Source organism: Flavobacterium sp. UBA7680 (assembly GCF_002482975.1).
Classification (GTDB): Bacteria; Bacteroidota; Bacteroidia; order Flavobacteriales; family Flavobacteriaceae; genus Flavobacterium.
This window is the reverse complement of sequence record NZ_DLHA01000056.1, coordinates 11,723-29,035: the sequence shown is the minus strand read 5'-3', so window position 1 is coordinate 29,035 and position 17,313 is coordinate 11,723. Positions and strand designations below refer to the sequence as shown.

At 35.4% G+C, this 17,313-nt stretch carries 12 protein-coding genes and 1 pseudogene; 1 reads left to right on the top strand and 12 read right to left on the bottom strand.

Annotation, left to right across the window (positions count from 1 at the left end; translation table 11 throughout):
* Positions 1 to 57: 57 nt before the first annotated feature.
* Together B3C18_RS23085 and B3C18_RS23080 are read right to left on the bottom strand one after the other, a co-directional pair.
* The gene (locus tag B3C18_RS23085; protein ID WP_291152403.1) at positions 58 to 3,462 is read right to left on the bottom strand and encodes an FN3 associated domain-containing protein; all 3,405 of its coding nucleotides are present in this window, start codon (positions 3,460 to 3,462) and stop codon (positions 58 to 60) included.
* Between the two features lie 181 nt (positions 3,463 to 3,643).
* Complete coding sequence (locus B3C18_RS23080) at positions 3,644 to 5,188, bottom strand: hypothetical protein (RefSeq protein WP_291152401.1); 1,545 nt, start codon at positions 5,186 to 5,188, stop codon at positions 3,644 to 3,646.
* 130 nt (positions 5,189 to 5,318) lie between these two features.
* Between B3C18_RS23080 and B3C18_RS23075 the strand changes: the two genes are divergently transcribed.
* Positions 5,319 to 5,528, top strand: coding sequence for a putative signal transducing protein (locus B3C18_RS23075; protein WP_291152399.1), 210 nt, complete (start codon positions 5,319 to 5,321; stop codon positions 5,526 to 5,528).
* Between the two features lie 63 nt (positions 5,529 to 5,591).
* On the opposite strand, the gene pckA is transcribed toward B3C18_RS23075, so the two are convergent.
* From pckA to B3C18_RS23025, 10 genes and pseudogenes are all read right to left on the bottom strand, one after another.
* A complete protein-coding gene (pckA, locus tag B3C18_RS23070) occupies positions 5,592 to 7,217 on the bottom strand; it encodes a phosphoenolpyruvate carboxykinase (ATP) (RefSeq protein ID WP_291152397.1) in 1,626 nt (541 codons plus the stop codon).
* Between the two features lie 186 nt (positions 7,218 to 7,403).
* Positions 7,404 to 9,089 carry an ABC transporter ATP-binding protein gene (locus tag B3C18_RS23065; RefSeq protein ID WP_414655359.1) on the bottom strand — a complete coding sequence of 562 codons (1,686 nt, stop codon included), beginning with the start codon at positions 9,087 to 9,089 and terminating at the stop codon, positions 7,404 to 7,406.
* 57 nt (positions 9,090 to 9,146) lie between these two features.
* Positions 9,147 to 9,953, bottom strand: a complete 807-nt coding sequence (locus B3C18_RS23060) for a nitrilase-related carbon-nitrogen hydrolase (protein ID WP_291152393.1) — start codon at positions 9,951 to 9,953, stop codon at positions 9,147 to 9,149.
* Between the two features lie 61 nt (positions 9,954 to 10,014).
* Positions 10,015 to 10,728 carry a 3'-5' exonuclease gene (locus B3C18_RS23055; protein ID WP_291152391.1) on the bottom strand — a complete coding sequence of 238 codons (714 nt, stop codon included), beginning with the start codon at positions 10,726 to 10,728 and terminating at the stop codon, positions 10,015 to 10,017.
* Positions 10,712 to 11,875, bottom strand: a complete 1,164-nt coding sequence (locus B3C18_RS23050; protein WP_291152388.1) for a serine hydrolase domain-containing protein — start codon at positions 11,873 to 11,875, stop codon at positions 10,712 to 10,714. Before B3C18_RS23050 ends, B3C18_RS23055 begins: the two co-directional genes overlap by 17 nt.
* An 11-nt stretch (positions 11,876 to 11,886) precedes the next feature.
* Positions 11,887 to 12,294, bottom strand: coding sequence for a hypothetical protein (locus B3C18_RS23045; protein WP_291152386.1), 408 nt, complete (start codon positions 12,292 to 12,294; stop codon positions 11,887 to 11,889).
* A 10-nt stretch (positions 12,295 to 12,304) separates the two neighbouring features.
* A complete protein-coding gene (pheS, locus tag B3C18_RS23040) occupies positions 12,305 to 13,324 on the bottom strand; it encodes a phenylalanine--tRNA ligase subunit alpha (protein WP_291152384.1) in 1,020 nt (339 codons plus the stop codon).
* A gap of 49 nt (positions 13,325 to 13,373) precedes the next feature.
* Positions 13,374 to 13,730 carry a hypothetical protein gene (locus tag B3C18_RS23035; protein WP_291152382.1) on the bottom strand — a complete coding sequence of 119 codons (357 nt, stop codon included), beginning with the start codon at positions 13,728 to 13,730 and terminating at the stop codon, positions 13,374 to 13,376.
* Positions 13,731 to 13,835: 105 nt separating this feature from the next.
* A pseudogene (locus B3C18_RS23030) lies at positions 13,836 to 14,054 on the bottom strand (aminotransferase class V-fold PLP-dependent enzyme); the annotation flags it as partial.
* Between the two features lie 251 nt (positions 14,055 to 14,305).
* On the bottom strand, positions 14,306 to 17,236 hold the full coding sequence (locus B3C18_RS23025) for a T9SS type A sorting domain-containing protein (RefSeq protein WP_291152380.1): 2,931 nt from the start codon (positions 17,234 to 17,236) through the stop codon (positions 14,306 to 14,308).
* Positions 17,237 to 17,313: the final 77 nt, after the last annotated feature.

Genomic DNA, 17,313 nt, shown 5'->3' with positions numbered 1-17,313 from the left:
ATCCCGCAACGAAAGTTGCGGGATTTTTACTAAATAACCTTTGGTTGGGTAGGTAGGTTATTCTACAATTATCTTTTTAGTTTCTACACCACTTGCAGATTGTGCTTGTACAATATAGGTACCTGAACTCAATCGTAAGTTTTGTGCGCTGAACTCTTTTTGCAATACCGTAGTTTGGAAACTTTCAGTGTACAATAATTGTCCTGCTAAGCTGTAAATATTTAAGTTGATACTTTCTTCTTTGCCTGTTGAATAATTCACAGTAAAGTTGCTAGACACTGGATTTGGACTAACTGTAAATACTTTTTCTGCTTCTTCTGCCTCAATAGCTTCTTTTGCTGCTGTAGGCATATTGTCGGTAATTGAAACCGTATTTCCGTTAGCATCTAACAACACCCAAACATTTTTTGAATAGTATTTGTAATCTGGTGTTTTTTTGTCAGGAAATACAAATAAGAATCCGAATTGAGGTTTAGTAGTAGTATATGTAAACCAACCCATTCCCATATGACTCATGTATGTTAAATTGTTTGGCCAATTGCTTGGATTGGTAACTGGCACATCAACACCTGTTTCTTTTGTCCAAACGTGGATTCTTGGCGCGCTACTGTACTGAGCACTTTGTCTTTTTACATATATAGTGTATTCAGGTTGTGCAGCTTCAAATTCAAAATTCATCGGTGACACTCCTTGAGATTGACCAGTTTTAACGTTATATAATTTAGCGTAAACTACTACATTAGAAGATACGTTGAATGGAGCTGCGTATCTAATCGGATTTAAAGTATTAACACCGGTATTAATTTTAGTTAAATCAACATCATTCCCGTCTAATGAATAATAAATATCCCAATCTGCACTTACTGGACTCAAGTTAAAGGTTACTTGTACTGGAGTACCTATAGTATATTTTCCATTATTTTTAGGACCTGGATTAGTCGAAAATGTAAAGGTTGGAACAGGAACTGTGGTTTCAAAAGTTAATGTTTCAGAAACATCAGTATAGTTAGCACTTGAACCCATACTTGGGTACGAAATCGCTCTTACAGTTGTAGTTTTATTTATTGGTAAGGTCACAAAACTTCCTGCAATTTTAGTAGCACTTGTTTTTGGATCAGTACCATCTACAGTGTAGAAATCTGCATAAGAACATCCTCCACAACCTTCTGTTCTATTAATACTTACATTAACAGTTTCTCCAAAAGCATATTTACCATTTGCATTAGGTTGTTTGTCTTTAGTTATGGTAACGATACTTACAGGCTCAAATTGGAAGTTAAACGCTACTTCATTTGAATATGGTCCTGAACGGTAAATACCTTCTTCAATAGCTCTTAAATTAGTATTTGAATTAATAACCAATTCTGCCGGAACATATTGATTCACTACAATCAACTGATAAGTTGAACTTGTTTTAGGGTCTGATCCATCAGTAGTGTAAGCAATATATCTTTTGTAACCGCCTCCGTTAGAAGTAAAAGTAACTTTAACCGAAGCTCCTAAATTGTATTTTCCATTAGCTTTTGGTTCTACATCTTTTGTCATGCTCAAAACCACTGGTGTTTCTTCGTAAGGCTTAGAAAAACTTACAGATTTTCTGCTTCCATCTGCATTCAACGTAATCCAAACATCTTGGTTATAGTATTTGTAATCCGGAGTTTGGAAAGTGCCATATCTGAATAAAGTTCCTACGTTATTCGCAGTAACAGCATATTTAAACCATCCATTTGTGTCAGACGTCATGATTGGCAAATTATTTGGCCAACTAGAAGTATTGGTAATGGCAACATCTTTGCCTGAATCATTTGTCCAAACATGGATTCTTGGAGCGGTTGTGGAACCTTCTCTTTTTACATAAATGGTTCTTTGCGTTTGACTAGGTTCAAAAGAGAAAATCATTGGAGAAACGCCTTGGCTTTGCCCTGTTTTCACATTATATAATTTAGCATAAACCACTTTATCGCTGTTTACATTAAATACACCTGAATATCTGATAGGGTTTAATGTATTTGCTCCTGTGTTGATTTTAGTTAAATCAACCTCTTGATTGTCTAAAGAATAATACACATCCCAATCTGGATTTGAAGGAGATAAATTAAAAGTAACCGCTACGTTTGCTCCTGCATTGTATTTACCATTTTCATTTAACCAAGGTGTAGTTGAATACGTAAAAGTTGGCACTTCTGGAGCTGCTTCGAATTGGATTGACTTTAAAGCAGTTTCAGTATAACGCCCATATCTCCAACCACCTCCTAAATACATGTTTGCTCCAATTTCAGCGTCAGTTGTTATTTCAAACGGAACTGTGTAATCTTGTTTAGAACCACTAATATAATAAGGTGCTGTTCCATCAGTAGTGTACCAAATTGGGAATTCGGTAGCGTTTGAGGTTAAAGTTACGGTTACTTTTTGACCAATAAAATATTTACCGTTTGCATTTGGTGCTGGGCTAACATTAATAGTAACAATTCCTTTTTTGAAACAATAATCTTTGGTAACAATGTCAGAAATTCTTTGAGTGCCATTATAAATTACAGCTTTTACTCTGCTTGCTGATGCATTGATACTTAATGTAGAATATCCAATAGCTGTTGAACCAACACCTGGAATAGGATCGGTACCATCTAATGTATAATAAACTAAAGTATTAGGAATATTTGAAGATAAATATATATATACCTCTTGGTTTTCTAAATAACAACCATCTGCCTGAGGCGTTTGTGATGAACTAAAACTAACTTTAGGAGTTTCTACTCTTAAATCTGTTAAACTTACTGTTTTTTGAGTTCCATCTGAATTTAATAAAATCCAAACATCTTGGTTGTAGTATTTATAATCTGGTGTTTGAAAAGTACCATATCGGAACAAAGTACCTACACTATTTGCTGTAACATTATATTTAAACCAACCATCGGTATCAGCGGTCATAGTTGGTAAATTGTTAGGCCAGCTAGAAGTGTTGGTGATCGCTACGTCTTTACCAGAATCATTTGTCCAAACATGAATTTTTGGTGCAGTAGTCGACCCTTCACGTTTTACATAAATATTTCTTCCTGGATTTGGGATAACAGGTTCCGGAACAATTGGATCAACGATAACTGGCGGAACGGTTGTACCATCTTTTATAATGCTATAAGCGCCTGAAATACGGTTGAAGTTAATCGTGTAGGCGCCTGCTTCCATAATAGAAATTCTATTATCAGAATTTTTAACCGCTGTTCCCGAAGGAAAAGCAGTCGCTCCCCATAAAATGGTGTTGTCTTGTCTAAAATAAAAAGTACCTCTTTGTAAGTCATACGACGGTGCAAAATAGTTTTCTCCGTCAAGCGGAAATAACTTTACATCGTCTACCGTGTTGATTGTTCCAACAGCAGATCCCATCATCCCGATTTTTACAACTTGGGCAAAAGTTGCGACAAAACTCAACAAGAATATTGTCATTGTTAATAACATTTTTTTCATAATTTATTTAGTAAGGAATTATTCCGCGAATGTCCGAATTTAAAAGCCTTTGAAGCAAATCAAGTTACTAACAGGCAAACGGTCATAAGTGGGCGATTTTAGTCATAAGTGGGCGATTTCGTCTAAAATCAAAAAGTTATTAACAATTGTTAACGGAGGGTTTTTTGGAAAAACGTCAGATTTACTTTAATGCGCTTTTAACAAATTTTATTTTTCTTAAAATTTGTTCATTGTTCGGAGAGAGAACATTTCCTTCGTTTAAAAGACGTAAAGCTACATTGTACTGTTTTTGTCGGTAATAAAACGCTCCGATTTCTCCATAAGCAGCACCTAATGCTGAGTGGTCAAAATCAATTTCGTTCTTATACTTTTTAACCAATGTATTTAATTCATTTAAATATTTATTTCCAAGAGTGGAATTATTTTTACTAAATTCCATGGAAATTAATATGCATAATACATATCCTTTGTAAGCATTAAAAGTTCCAAATTGCTCAATAAAAGGATATTTCTTTACCATTAATTCCATTTCCTTAATCTTTAATTGACTAATATTTCCAACGACCATTGATTTGGTTGCACACCTACTAATAATATTCTGAGAATTTATATTTTCAGAATCAAATTCGTAAGCTTTTTCAGCATACTTTAATGCTGTTTTTTCTTTTTGATAATCCAATTCTTTTTCGGCATGGAATAAATAGTAAACACTATACAATTTGTTTCTTAGTTTAATATCCACTACATCTTCTAAGGAATTCTTGATTTTTTCTAAGTTAGTAGTATTGGGATAATGAGAAGAAATAATTCTATATAATTTACCATATAGAAACTCGAAGTCATCTGTTAAATTAGCAAATTCTACAAACCAGTAAAAATTGTCAATATTTGTAAAAAGCACATTATCAACCTGATGAGAAGCAATAGATTTTTTTAGGAAACTCAATCTTTGACTCTTATAATAAACCTCTGATTTAAGAGCGTTTTGATAGGCTAAATCTAGATTTAGCTGTCCCATTTGAATAACCATTTTATTGTAATATTGGATACCAACTAATTCGGTTTTTTTAGCATTTTGATCTCCGTAAAAATATTCTTCATAAGCCTTAGAATAACCCACCTCTACTAAACGTTGAGCATCAATTAATTTCAACTTAACTAATTCATCAACAGACTCCTTAGTTAATTTATCCGAAATAATAAACGACCCTGCTTCACCTGGCAAAGTGGTTTCAATATATATATTTTCGGCGTTTGGATAAGCAATAAGGTATACATGAGTTGGAGTTTCTTTTATTTGATATGGAATATTTATTTTATCAAAAACGTAACTATACAAAGCCGTTGCCGTTAAACAATTATATTGTCCACTTGAAAATATTTCCGGAAAAAACGCTTCTATTTTATATTTTCTTAAATATTTGTCATGTACAGATTTATAAATCAACTTGATTTTGTTTTCATTACTCAGATTTTGAATTTTCACAGCCAAAGGCAAGATAAAATCATCTAGGTCATTTATTTTAAAATCTATCTGCTCTTCTGTATATGAGGAATCAATAACCATTAAGGACTTAATTAGATGGAAATCCGTAGAATCCTTAATAAATCTGTTATGTATAGCTTCCTCGGTTAATGATTTATATTTTATTCTTTGAGTAGATTTAATATTTTGAGAATACGAAAATGCAGTAACGCATAAAAACAAGAAGACTATATTTTTCATTTTGGATAAATGTAAAATTAGGATGGCTAATTAATCTATTTTGCAAGATTATTAATTATTGTATTAATATTCCCCGAATCTTCCGTATTTATTTTTATTTTGGAACTAACAACAAATAAACCTCAAACACATGAAACCTATTTTTTCTGGCAGTGAAATTATTGCATCAGTAATTACAGAAACATTGGCCCAAAAAGGGATTGAAGTAGTCAGTCGAAATGATATTCAATCCGCCTTGTTTGCAGGATTTGGAACCCTAGATGCTTCGGTGGTTTTAATGGTCAGCGAAGAGGACGAAGTTGAAGCCCAAAAAATCATTCAAGATTTAAATATCGACTAAAAATGAAAAGGGCTGCCTTGTTACAGACAGCCCTTTTTCGGGTATATATAGAGATTAATCGAACTACACTAATTCAGGAGTTAACTCTAAAGAGGGTCCTGCAGGGATTAAAGCAATAGCTTCTGGATTATCACAATATTTTTCAAAATTTTGAATGTATAAGGCTGATAATTTTTTAGCTTTTACTTCCCATTCTGCTTTGTCTTTGTAAGTATCTCTTGGGTCTAACAATCCTTCAGAAACATTGTTCAATGCTGTTGGGACAGTTAAGTTTAAGAATGGAATGTGTTTGGTTTCTGCTTTTTCAATTGAACCGTCAATAATGGCATCAATAATTGCTCTGGTATCTTTTAAAGAGATTCTTTTTCCTTTACCATTCCAACCTGTATTTACTAAGTAGGCTTTTGCGTTGTGCTCTTTCATTTTAGCTACTAAGGTTTTAGAATACATAGTAGGGTGTAAAGTTAAGAACGCTTCCCCGAACGCTGGTGAGAATGATGGTTCTGGTTCAGTGATTCCTCTTTCTGTTCCTGCTAATTTTGAAGTATATCCGCATAAGAAATGGTATTGTGCTTGGTCTTCATCTAAGATAGAAACCGGAGGCAGTACCCCAAAGGCATCGGCTGATAAGTATATAATTTTGCTAGCGTGCCCTGCTTTACTTGGCAATACAATTTTATTGATATGATAAATTGGATAAGATACACGAGTGTTATCTGTAACTGAGTTATCATCATAATCAACCACTCCGTCATCATCAACCACTACATTTTCTAGTAATGCATCTCTTTTAATCGCTCTCCAAATATCTGGTTCATTATCTTCAGTTAGGTTGATTACTTTGGCATAACATCCTCCTTCATAGTTGAATACTCCATTATCATCCCATCCGTGCTCATCATCACCAATTAAGAAACGTTTTGGATCGGCAGATAAGGTTGTTTTTCCTGTTCCAGATAATCCAAAGAATACCGCTACATCTCCATCTTCACCTACGTTAGCAGAACAGTGCATAGAAGCCATTCCTTTTAATGGCAAGTAGTAATTCATCATGGCGAACATTCCTTTTTTCATTTCTCCACCGTACCAAGTACCACCAATGATTTGAATTTTTTCTGTTAGATTAAACAATACAAAGTTTTCAGAATTTAAACCGTGTTCTTTCCAATCAGGGTTTGTGGTTTTAGAACCATTCATGACTACGAAATCTGGCTCTCCAAAGTTTTCCAATTCGTGAATAGATGGTCTAATAAACATATTGGTTACAAAATGCGCTTGCCAAGGCACTTCTACAATAAAACGAACTTTTAATCGGGTGTCTTTGTTGGTTCCGCAAAAAGCATCAACCACATATAATTTTTTAGAAGTAGATAATTGTTTTAAAACTAATTTTTTACAATCGTTCCAAACTTCTTGTGTAGTAGGAAAGTTTACTTTATCATCCCAGTAAATAGTGTCTTTGGTAATTTCGTCTTTAACAATGTATCTGTCTTTAGGAGAACGTCCTGTAAAGATACCTGTGCTTACCGCCACGCATCCGCTAGTAGTTAAGGTTCCTTTTTCGTAGCCTTTGTTTTTGTGGCTCATTTCTGCTTGATACAATTCTTCGTAACTCGGATTGTAAACTACTTGGTGATAACCAGTGATTCCGATGTCGTGCAGTGCTTTGATTACTTTAATGTCTTTCATGATATAATAAATTTAAAAAGAGTTATTGTTTTATTATGACACAAATTTACCGCAGTAAACAAGGGCAAACTATGACAAATATCACGTTTCTTAAATTTAGCAATAAAATCTATGAAAAACTGTTACGTAATCGTTATTGTTTTGATTAACAATCGATTATTAAAAAGAAAATAGTCTGTTAAAAAACTATTTAGGTATGGAATCTATTAATTTTTTGGTGTATTCGGCTTTTGGGTGAGCATACAATTCGTCGGCATCGTTAATTTCTTCTACTTTACCTTTATTCATCACCAATACTTGGTCACTCATGTATTTTACCACCGCTAAATCGTGTGAAATAAAAATGTAGGTAAATCCAAAATCTTCTTTTAATTCATTGAGTAGATTCAGCACTTGTGCTTGTACCGAAATATCTAAAGCAGAAACCGATTCATCGCAAACAATTAATTTAGGTTGTAAAGCGATGGTGCGTGCAATACCAATTCGTTGGCGCTGTCCGCCCGAAAATTCATGCGGATAACGACTAAAATGTTCCGCAGTTAATCCCACGCGTTCCAAAATAGCAATTACTTTGGCTTTGCGTTCGGTATAATTGGCGTACAATCCGTGAACTTGCATGGGTTCTAAAATGGCTTCGCCAACGGTTAATTTAGGATTTAACGAAGAATAAGGGTCTTGAAATATGATTTGAATCTCTTTACGTAATTTTCGGATTTCGTCTTTACTTATTTTTGTGATGTCAACCCCTCTGAATAAAATCTTACCCGCAGTAGCTTTATCCAATTGCAAAATGGCATTTCCTAAAGTGGATTTACCACAGCCTGATTCCCCAACTAAACCCAAAGTTTCTCCTTCATACAGTTTAAAACTGACCTGATTTACCGCTTTAAAAGAAATTTTTTTACCCAAGAATCCCACACTAGAGAAATATTCTTTTTCTACATTAATCACTTCTAATAAAGGCTGAGTATTGTATAGTTTTTCATGGAAGACTTTCCGTTGCTCGGGAGTCACTTCTTGTGCAGAAACTTTTTTATCTAAAAAATCTTGAATGGTAGGCAAACGTTTTAAACGCACTTCTAAAGAAGGTCTAGACGCAATTAAAGCTTGAGTATAAATATGTTCCGGGTGATGAAACACTTGTTGAGTTGCTCCTTGTTCCACAATTTCTCCTTTGTACATCACCAATACCCGATTGGCGATTTCGCTAATTAAAGACAAATCATGGGTGATAAAAAGAATGCTCATTTGAGTTTCCTTCTGCAATTCTTTTAAAAGTAAGATAATCTCTTTTTGAACGGTTACGTCCAGCGCGGTAGTGGGTTCATCTGCAATTAACAATTGAGGCTTACAAGCAATGGCCATCGCGATCATTACCCTTTGCTTTTGCCCGCCACTAATTTCGTGAGGATAACTGTTATAAATCTTTTCAGGCAAAGGCAATTTTACTTTTTGGAATAGTTCCAACACTTCGGCTTTAGCTTGGGCATTATTTAAAGAGGTGTGTTCTTGTAAAATTTCCAACACTTGTTCCCCGCATTTTAAAGAGGGGTTTAAAGAACTCATCGGTTCCTGAAAAATCATACTGATTTTTGCACCTCGTATTTTTCTGAATGCCACATTTGATAAAGTTGCAATATCCTGACCTTGAAAAGTAATGGAACCTTTAGAAATTTTAGAAATTCCTTCGGGTAATAAACCCATCACCGCTAAGGAGGAAACGGATTTTCCCGAGCCAGATTCTCCAACAATACCCACAATTTCATTAGGAAAAACATCATAACTAATGGTTTTAACCACAGGAATAAATTCTTTTTCTCGTTTAAAAGAAATTTCTAAATCTTTTATGGAAAGCAAGGGCGTTGGCAACATCATAAATTTACAGCGTAAAATCCAAAGGTAAGTAATTCAACATAACCTAATTCAAAACTACGACTGAAAAGGTATGCTCAAGCTCGGGTAAAATTCTGGACGGATTTGCGCTAATAAATCGTTGTAAGGATTGATGCTTTTGTTCAAGGCTTTTTCGGGCTCAATTTCTACAACTGAAACAGATGGAGTATTAAGTGGTGCAGAAGATAAAACTTCGCCGTTAAACGCGGTTATTTGACTAGCGCCTGTAAAAGTAAAATCATCTTCGCCTCGTTTTTCATTTCCAATACGATTGGCGGTTACAGCAAAAATGCGATTTTCTAAACAACGAGTTACCATGGCTTTTTGGCAATAAGGCATTACCAAATTACATGGATGTGCTAATACTTGCATGCCTTGCAAGGTTAATTCGCGACACACTTCAGGAAAAAAATAATCAAAACAAATCATTACACCCATTTTGATTCCTTTTACATCATACACTTTTAAGGGTTTATCTCCGGCATCAAACCAAAGCGTTTCTCTATTAAAAGAATGAATTTTTCGGTACGTATCAATCACCTGATTTCCTTCTATGATTAATGAAGAATTATATACTTTATCATTTTCCAACTCCACAAAACCGGCCACAATTACAGCGCCTGTTTTTAAGGAAAGTTTTTTTAAGAATTCTGCCGTTTCCCCCGAAGTAGTTTCCCCTAACGCTTCAGCTTCAGCTCTGGAAGTGAAAGTATAACCCGTAGCAAACAATTCTGGTAATACTAAAATATCTGCCGTTAGATTTTCGGTTAATTTTTCGATTTCAGCAAAGTTTTTTTGTTTTTCTCCAAACAAAGGGTGGTTTTGTACGTAGGCTATTTTCATGTTTTTTAATGATAAATGGTGAATTTAATTAAAAAAATAATTCATAATTCATAATTAATTATCACACCGACAAAATCTCGCTTTCTTCCAACAAGTCTTCCCTGCGCATTCTTAATAAAATCTGTGCAACGGCGATGGTGTCTTTTTCGCAATATTTAATGATGCGATCGATGTCGTTTAATACGTAATAGGTGTGCGCTACTTCGCTGCCGTCAATGTCATCTTTGGGCGTAGGAATACCCAACACATGGGTAAGTAAACGCAAAGAAGTAAAGTTTTTATAATCGCCAAACTTCCACATTTCCATGGTGTCTAAATGGGCGATTTCCCAAGGTTTTTTGCCAAACAAATTCAATTTGTTAGGAATTGCAATTTGATTGATAATCATTCGACGAGCGATGTACGGAAAATCAAATTCTTTACCGTTGTGGGCACACAATACATGATGTGGATGATTAAAATGTGTATTTAACAAATTACCAAAATCTTGCAATAGTTTTTTTTCGTCTCCAAAAAAAGTAGTGACTCTAAATTGACGTTCCCCTTTTTTAAAAGTAAAAAATCCTACAGATATACAAATGATTTTCCCGAATTCCGCCCAAATGCCTGCGCGTTCATAAAATTCTGCTGGAGAAACTTCGGGTTTACGGCTATTTTGGGTTTTTAAATCCCAAAGAGCTTGGGTTTTTGTAGATAAATTTTCAAATGTAGGTTGTTCAGGAACGGTTTCTACGTCTAAAAATAAAATATGTTCTAGGTTAATTTTTTCGATCATGATTCAACATTTCATAAGCCTCTTTTACATACACATAAAAGTCTTCGCTGTGTTCTTTATTCGGTTTTTCGATGTCTTTTAAATGACCTAAACGCACAATAATTACATCATCTTCGGGAATCACAATCACAAATTGCCCCAAATGTCCACGCATGTAAAATATTTTTTTGCCTAAATAATCGCTTAACCAAAACCCGTAACCGTAGTGTTTATATTCAGGAAATCTGGGTACAATTGATTTTTCTACAAAAGCGGTATCTAAAATTTGTGTCCCATTAAAATTTCCTTTGTTTTTATATAATTTTCCGAATCGGGCAAAATCACGGGCATTACTGGCTATACAACAAAAGGCTTTTTCAATACCATTTTCGGTGTCCAATTGCCATAATGCAGGATTTTCTGCACCCATTGGTTGCCAAAATTTTTCAGCCAAATAACTCGATAAGGTTTGTCCAACTGCTTTTTCAATCACCATGGCTAACAATTGCGTGTTGCCGCTCAAATATTTATGTTCTTTACCTGGTTGTTCGGTTACTTTTTGACGCAACATGATGCTTTTTAAATCCGCATCAAAATACACACGGGTCATTACCGAAAACGGACTGTAATAACTTTCATCCCAATTTAATCCTGAACCCATAGAAGCCAAATCGCCTACCGTCATTTTTGAGGCTAATCCTTTAGAATATTCCGGAAAGAAATCTCCTACAGGCTGATCTAAACTTTTGATTTTTCCTTCTTGTATGGCTTTTCCTAACAAAGCAGTAGTAATACTCTTAGCCATAGAAAAAGAGTTAGAAGGGGTGTTTTTACCGAACCCATCCCAATATTTTTCAAACCAAATGCTGTCGTTTTTAATGATTAAAAAAGCTACGGTTTGTAAGTCTTTATTTTCTTTTGCTAAGATTTTGGTTTCTGAAACGGTATTGTAATTTTTGTGGATTGCCCAAGGTTGCGCCTGAGTAGATTTGGCAATTTCGCGGTTATCAAATTTTTTATAATCTTCTAAATAGGCCGTTTTGTGTCCAGTTAAATAAATGGTTCGAACCGCTTTTACCAAATAACCATAACCCGTAGCGTATAATCCTATAATCAATAAAAGGAAAATAATCAAAAACCACTTAAATATTGCTTGAATGATTTTCATAGGATTTGGATTTATTGGGCTAATATTCCTTTTTTGTCGATTTCGGGCAACGGAATTAAAGCGCTTTCATGAATACTTCCTGCCAAAAAAATGTACTTTTTATCGTAAAGCTTTCCATTCAAAAAGAAAGTTACTAAAAATTCGTTTTGCAAAACCAATACATCAGGTGTTAAATATTCTACCCGAATAGCGGTGTGGGGTTTGACTTCTTTAAAAGAATGACGCAGTTCTGAAGTTAAACGCATTTCACCATTAATAATTCCTTGTGCTTGCGAAACCACCATGGGCATTTCCAAAGGTTCATCGGTGGTGTTGATTAAATACACATACCAATCCCATTGGTTAAAATCATTATTCCAATCATAAATAGCCGCCATATAAACGTCCTTCACTTCTGGAATAACAATGTCTTTTTTCATGATAAAAGGATTAAATGCTGGTTTTAAACTGCTCTAAAAAACGCACATCATTTTCGTAAAACGCTCGAATATCTCCAATTTGATACAACAACATGGCAATACGTTCGATACCCATACCAAAAGCAAAACCATTATTTTTTTCTGGGTCAATGCCGCAATTTTTCAACACGTTTGGATCTACCATTCCGCATCCCATAATTTCTAACCAACCAGTTCCTTTGGTAATTCGGTAATCGGTTTCGGTTTTTAATCCCCAATAAATATCCACTTCGGCACTAGGTTCGGTAAATGGAAAATACGAAGGTCTTAATCTGATTTTTGACTTGCCAAACATTTCTTTAGTGAAGTACAACAAAGTTTGTTTTAAATCGGCAAACGAAACGTCTTTATCGATATACAATCCTTCAATTTGATGAAAAATACAGTGTGAACGTGCCGAAACGGCTTCATTTCGGAACACACGACCCGGAGAAATGGTTCTAATCGGTGGTTTGTTGTTTTCCATGTAGCGCACTTGCACCGATGAGGTGTGGGTACGCAATAAAATATCTGGATTGGTTTGTATAAAAAAAGTATCCTGCATGTCTCGAGCAGGGTGATATTCTGGTAAGTTTAAAGCGGTAAAATTATGCCAATCGTCTTCCATTTCAGGTCCTTCAGAAAGGTTGAACCCAATATTGGAAAACACATCTATAATTTGATTTTTTACAATAGAAATCGGATGACGAGAACCCAATACCAAAGGCTCTGCCGGGCGGGTTAAATCGCCGTAAATCCCTTTATGAACCACGCTATTTTCTAAAGCCTCCGCAATCGTATCAACTTTAGTTTGAGCCGCATTTTTTAATTGATTAATGACTTGTCCAAACTCCTTTTTTTGTTCGTTAGGCACGTTTTTAAATTCCGCAAAAAAATCATTCAACAATCCTTTTTTGCCTAAGAATTTAATTCTAAACGCTTCTAATTCTTCTTTATTTTGAGTAGAAAAAGCCTCAGCTTCATGAATGTACTCTTTAATCTTTTCTATCATTTTCAGTCAATTGTAAACGTTTCAAAAATAATCAATAATTCCAATCGCGTTACTTAATAAATTCTTTTTCCAAAAAATAATTCACAATAGCATCCTTCATTAATACCGACTGTTCCCCTGCTTTTAAAGTAGGTAATTCTTCTTTTACTTGGTAATGAGGCCAGCCTTCTTCGTCTACAAAATCAAATTCGTAATAACCATAAGGTTGTAACAGCCTGCAAATGGCAATGTGCATCAAATTCAGTTTTTCGTCTTTTTTAAATTCCCGATGAATCTGACCCAATTCTTGCACGCCAATCAAATAAATAATTCCATCTAAATCGATGTCTTCTCCTTCGGCAAATTGATCCGACAATTGCTTAACTAATAATTCCCAACGGTCTTTTAATTGTGTATCGCGCGACATATTTCCATTTTTTAAAGCGGGCAAAGATACTAAACAATTTCTTTAGGCTGTGCCAGTTCGCTAAAGCAAACTGTCGCGTGTTTCGGCGTTGCTACTCCACTGCGTTTCGTGAGCTACCTCGTAAGCATCCGTTGCTTTTTGACTTAAGGTGTGTACCCCACGGTGAATATTTGCGTTAATTGTAGAATAGTATTCCGAAATGGCATCAATTACCTGAATGGGTTTTTGAGACGAAGCGGCATTGTCAAAATACACCAAAGGCTTACCATTCACCTGTTGGTTGAGTATAGGAAAATCGTCTCTTATTTTATTTATATCGAACATAAATGAAAGTCAAAATCATGAAAGGCAAATTTAAACTATGTTTATTTAAAATCAGTATAAATTAAATTTGAATTTAATCGAAATACTGTATAAACACATTATTAAAATCAATGGGGCGTTTCCCGTTCGCCTAGGCGAAGCGGGTCGTGCTGTCGCCAGTCGTTTTTTTTACTTCATTGCATTTCATAAAAAAGAACTCCAACAATGGCTTCATCAACCTAACGCGGACTACCGTTTCATTAAAAATACACTTATTTTACAATCAGTTTTTTATGTTCTTTTTTGCCATTGCTTTCTATTTGAACAATATATATTCCTTTTGCAAAATTTGAGGTATCAACAGCCGTTTGCTCATTTGCCGATTGAGAATAAATTACTTTTCCTGTAAGGTCAAAAATGGACACAGTTGAACTACTAGAAAGGTTATTTATGTATACTACATTTTCAGCAGGATTCGGATACATGCTTATTTCTGGTAACATATTTTGTGATCCAAGGCTAAGCGTATTCTCTGTAGAAGTACCACAAATGGTTACATTCCGATGAGTAGGATAAAAAGGATCACTTCCCTCATCTTGTGTTGCCCATAAATAAATTTTTAAGATAAAAAATTGACCGTCTGGAACTACTCCAGCTCCGTTAGGTATCTGTGCTGTAAAAGTTTGTACCCCAGAAGTTGAATAGTCGATGTTTCCTAAAAAGTAGTTTGTCCAGTTACTTCCCGAACCAATTAAGTATTCAACATATCCGTGCACGGCATTATCGGTAACACCAAGTTCTGAATATTCAAAAGACACATTGGTAACTGTTAACGTATTGTTTGCCAGAGGTTTTGCATTAAAGGCAACATAACGATTAGAATCATAACTACCCGATTGCCATCCGTTAACGGTTAATTTTTGACCAAAAACAGCATCGTAACCACTAACGTACATGATCGGGTCAAAGCCCATACCCATAGAACATCCATCGTTAACCATATTATCTGGAGTGTAACCACCACACGGTCCTTCCGTTAAATAATTAATTAAACATTTTTCTTCGGGTGTCGAGTTATTGTCGGTCTGCTTATTTCCAAAGTCAACATTAAAATAATTACCTCCGGTCATTGTTTGCACCAAATGATAGGTGTTGTCAGATGGATAAGTTTGTGTCCATTCAGGTTGCTGAGTTTCAGTTATATGAAAATCGCCTTCGGATACATTTTCAAAACAATAATCTCCATTTTCATCTGTTAAAGTGGTTTGAAATTGATTTCCTGCAACAGAAGCTAAGTTAATCTGCCAATTAGGAATACCTACTTCGTTATTGTCCCACACGCCATTGTTGTTTTCATCATTAAATTTAGCACCACATATTTTTGCTGAATAAGAAGTAGTTGCTTTTTGTGTTTTTCCGCAAATATTTACATAACTATGAATGGCAAGCGTTGGTGTTGCAGCAATACTTCCGTTTGGTGAATACGGGAAAATTCGTAAAGAAAACGTACCTCCGTTGGCTACTAACGTATTAACAGAAGCACTAAATGTTTGCACGGAAGTACCTTTATAAACAATGCCTGTCCCCAAAGAAGTAGAATTTGCCCAATTATCGGTCGAATAGGCTACGTCAAAATAAATAATATTAAAATCCATGTTTGGAGCCAAGTTGTCGTTGTAATTAAACGATATGTTGGTAACCGTTAAATCGTTTCCGGTTGCTGGCGAGGTGTTAAATTCAATGTATTCCGAAGGAATTACTCCGCTCGGAGACCATCCCCAACCACCCGTCGGATGCGGTTTTCTAAGTCTTTGTCCGCCATTATAGTCAAATACCTGTAAAGGAGGTTGTATGATTTCAGATATACCAGTTATATTTCCGTTTACAGAACTTACGGACTGGTCGTCGGTTAAATGCCAATTGATACAAGCATCTTGTTGTTCCCCAGCTAATAATTTTACCACCCAATAATCATTGTCTCCGTGAGCTCCTACGTAATCTAAATCATTAGATTTAGAAGATAATAGCAAAATGTAACCGTTATCACTTGTTTTTTGGGCGGAGTAATTTTCGTCAATATTGGAACCACTGAAAATTTTCTCCCATTCGGTATTGCCACTTGCATCTAATTTTAATGTCCAAGATTCAGATGCTAAAGAATTGGCATTTTTTGCGCAGGCTACAATATAACCACCATCATTGGTTTGTCTTATTTCGTTTACTTCGTCTTCATTGGTGCTTCCGAAACATTTCCCCCATGTAGCATTTCCTAAATTATCTAATTTCATCACCCAAGCGTCACTGCTACCATGATTGCCACTTACATCGCCATTGTTAGACGTTGTGCTACCACCTAAGATATAACCTCCGTCGGTGGTTTGTTGAAGTGAATAAATATTATCATCACCTGTTCCTCCGTATGTTTTTTGCCATTGTATGGTCGTGCCAGTCGGATCTAATTTAACTAACCATCCATCGGTTCCCCCATGATTACCACTTACATCTCCGTTATTGGAAGTAGTACTTCCTCCTATAATATAACCTCCGTCGGCAGTTTGTTGAATGGTGCTGGTGTATTCATTACCCGAGCCTCCCATAACTTTATTCCATTGTACAGCGCCTGATGAATCTAATTTTACGATGTTGTAGTCGTAAGCCCCTTGTGAGGCTAAGTTGCCGGCAGTATAACCAGCTATAATATAACCGTTGTCGGTAGTTTGCCACACAGAAGTTGCGATATCAAAGGCATTGCCTCCGATGTTATTATTTGCCCAAGCTACATTTCCTGTACTGTCTATTTTCATTACCAAATAATTGGTGAATTGCCCCCAGGTTTCTGCGGTGCCTACCACAATGTAGCCGCCATCATTAGTTTGACGAATAGACGCACTAATCGATTGATAGTCATTATCGGCAATACCATACGTTTTTTTCCAAGTAATGGCGCCATTTCCGTCTAATTTTACAATCCAAAGATTGTGGGCAGCACCAGTACCATAATGGGTGCTTCCGGTTAGGTCACCATCCTGAGAATTGCTGTATCCAGTTACGATGTAACCCCCGTCGGTAGTTTGTTGGATGGTAGACGGCAAATCATATCCTGCTCCCCCTAAGTCTACTTGCCATTGCACTGGCGGAGGCGTTTGTGCCATCCCGAATATTGTGCTTAATAAAGCCAATAAAATTGTTATTTGTTTTTTCATAGTAGTTTTATTTAGTGTTTTTTGTTAGTGTTTTTTGTTTTAACTAAAGTAATAAAAAAACAATAACTATTAGGTAA